This is a genomic window from Flavobacterium sp., assembly GCF_040382755.1.
Lineage (GTDB): Bacteria > Bacteroidota > Bacteroidia > Flavobacteriales > Flavobacteriaceae > Flavobacterium.
In genome coordinates this window covers 1-3,243 of the sequence record NZ_JBEIET010000173.1, presented here as the reverse complement: position 1 = coordinate 3,243, position 3,243 = coordinate 1, and the positions used below count along the sequence as shown (strand labels likewise).

The following is a 3,243-nucleotide window of genomic DNA, read 5'->3' as shown; positions in this document are numbered from 1 at the left end:
GTTCCTCCGTAAAATTCGAAACCATCATCAGCTCCTTTATAAGCTACTAAGTTTTCTAAAATTGTTCCTGAACCTACAGAGTAAAATGAGAACCCGTTCATTTCTGAAGTTCCATCAGTAATTTTCTTTCCTGCGTATTCAACACGTACATATTTTAAAGTACCACCATTGTGTGTAGCATTAGTTCCACCGTAAGGTTTTGCTAAACCGTCTTCTGAAGTTGCAGTAGTTAATCCACCAACTGCTACAATAGGAGCGTCTCCATACATGATAATTCCACCCCAAGAACCTGGAGTTTGAGAAGATTCAGTAAATACTACTGGTTCAGCAGCCGTACCGTTAACAATTAATTTTCCACCAGCTTCTACAACTAATGCATCTACTGTTCCATCTGCAAGTGTTGCAGTAACTTTAGAGCCTGCTTCAATAGTTACAGTAACTCCTGGTTTAATTTTTACAATACCTTTTAAAGTATAGTTTCCAAATACATAATTCGTATTTGCTGTAATGTCACCTGTAATTTCTCCAACTACTGGTGTTTTAGTTGTTGTAGTTTCGTCGTTATCTTCTGAACAACCTGTGAATAATAAACTTAATACTGATAAGCTTAAGACTAATTTTTTCATGTTATTTTGTTTTTTAGTTTTGTTACACAAATTTATGTTGACTGCTTAATGATATCGTTAACCATATATTATTAAAAATTTAAGAATTTCTGGCTATGTAAATTTTCTGTAAATAAAAAATCCTGCCGAAACAGGATTTTATTATTAGAATGTGTAGCTTAAGTTAAAACTTAGTCCCACTCCTTTTTTATAATCTCTTACAATTAATGAATCTTCTACAATAGCAGTTCTGTTATTTGAACCTAATTCGAATTTTTGAACTGGATTTAATATATTATCTGCTGAAAATTTTGCATTTAAGTTTTTAGTTAATTTACTTGATAAGACTAAGTCTAACTTGTGAAATGGTAATTCGTAAATATGATCCAATCCTGCAGTTCCAACCGAATAAATATTTTTCCCTTTTACTCCATAAACTAAAGTAACTGTATTTTTAATTTTTTGATTGATGTTGAATTCATATTTAGCATCAGCATTAATTACCCAATTTGAAGCACCTTGTAGTTCTCTTTTTCTTGAGTTTTCTAATTGGTTGTTATCAGCAATTTCTACTTGCGTTTTCATGAATGAGGTATTAAAACCTAAAGAAACATTTTCTAAACTTGAAGAAATATTCGCCATATTTAAAATAAACTCAAATTCAGCACCGTATAAGTTAGCCACTTTTGAATTTTTGTAGGTAGTCAATAAAGAGGCACTCGCTTCATAAATTCTTTCAATTGGATCTTTTATGTTTTTAGCATATACTCCAACTGCAAACATATCTTTTTTATCTGAAAAGAATTCATATTTAAAATCAGCATTTAAATTTTGAGTATCTACTAAATCTTTATTTCCTAATGTAACAGTTCCATCAGGATTTACAATTTGAACAGGTAACAATTCCATTAAAACAGGTCTTGTTATGGTTTGAGATGCAGCTAAACGTAAATTAGATTTGTCGTTTAATTTATATTTTGAATTAATGGCTGGTAAAAAATAGTTTTTCTTAACTTGATTTTTAATATAAGTATCATCAAAACTTGTAGACGTATTTAAATCTCTATATTTAATGATTCTATTTGATGCCTCTAATCTTAAACCTCCATTAATTTCTAATTTTTCATTGATATTAAATAAAAGATTTGCATATCCAGCATTTACAAATTGATCTAATTTTTGTTTGTACGATACATTTGATTCTTCTCTTTCGAAAATTAATCCATTTTCTGCATCAGACATAATTTGGCTATTAATATCATTTATATCAGTAGTGCTTTGTAAACCAGAATTAATTGGAATTGAAGCAAATAAACGGTACGTAGCACTTAAATTGTTTCTGAAAGAATTATATCCAACAGATAATTTATTTGTTTTTCCATCTGTTTCTTTCCCAAAATTAAAGTTGTATTCTACTAATCCACTCATAAAATAGTTTCCTTTAATTCTAAAGTTTTGACGGTTAAGTGTATTTCCACCGTAAGTATTTGAAAATAAATCATTATTACGTAAACCAACTAAGAATTTTCTATCAGGCAATTCAAAAATAGTTTTCACATAAGAAACTGCAGCTTTAACACTGTGTTTGTTATCTGAAGTTAATTTATAACTTGTAGATAATTGATTGTTAAAATAATCAGATTGTTCAAATTGATTCAATCTAATTAATCTATTTGGAATACTTTTTTGTGTAGCAGAAACTCCAAATTGATCTTGAATTAAACTTTCTGTAGTTCTTAAAAACATCGAATTGGTTGCGATTTGAAATCTATCAGATTTATATTTCAAACCTACTAATGCAGATGTACTTGTAATATAATTGTAAGAGGTATTAACGAAATTGTTGTAATATTCATTTCCGCCCTCAATGAAAGTTCTTTCTACACCTTGTCTAAATTGATATTTATTATCCCAGTTTAATGACATTAAGTAAGAAAACGAACGGTTTTTGTCAAATTTAAATTTGTCAGAATGACTAAAACTTATACTATTGTTAATTGGCGCGCTAACTTTATCTACATTCCAAGAATTGTTTGCATATCCGTTTTTATATTCTGTAGAAGATAATGATACATTTCCTATGTTTCCGTATGCTGTTGGGATGGTTCTAAATTTCTTTTGAATTCCAAAAAAACCTTCGCTATTATTAGCCGTTTCAGCTAGCAAGAAATCTATACCATTATTACCTGTAACATATCCAAAACCTAAGCTAAGTTTAGTTTGAGCGCTTTGTGGCTCAGAAGTTTCTACATTAATTGTTGCTCCAGCAAAATCTCCAGGAACATTTGGATTAAAGGTTTTGTATACACTTAAAACACCAACAATATCCGTAGGAAATAAATCTAAAGGAATAATTTTTTTAAATGGACTGTTAGATGGAACTTGTAAATCGTTAATTAATAAGTTGTTGTATCTATTTTCTAATCCTCTCACAAAAAGTCCTTTTGATTCTGCTTTTGTAATACCAGTTACTTTCGTTAATCCTTCTTCCACATCGCTAATCCCTTTTCTTTCCATTTCTTGGGCACCAATGCTTTGTTTCATTTCCACTGCTTTTTGTTGTTCTTTCAACAAAGCCGTTTCTTTGGTTTTATTTGTAGAACCTTTAATTACAATCCCTTCAATACTATTTGAATTT

General features: G+C 29.6%; 2 protein-coding genes. Both read right to left on the bottom strand.

Annotation, left to right across the window (positions count from 1 at the left end; all coding sequences use genetic code 11):
* On the bottom strand, positions 1–626 hold a 626-nt coding region (locus tag ABWO04_RS10705), incomplete at its 3' end, for a beta-helix domain-containing protein (protein ID WP_502903987.1).
* 144 nt (positions 627–770) lie between these two features.
* A partial coding sequence (locus tag ABWO04_RS10700) for a TonB-dependent receptor plug domain-containing protein (RefSeq protein WP_353079692.1) occupies positions 771–3,243 on the bottom strand: 2,473 nt, incomplete at its 5' end.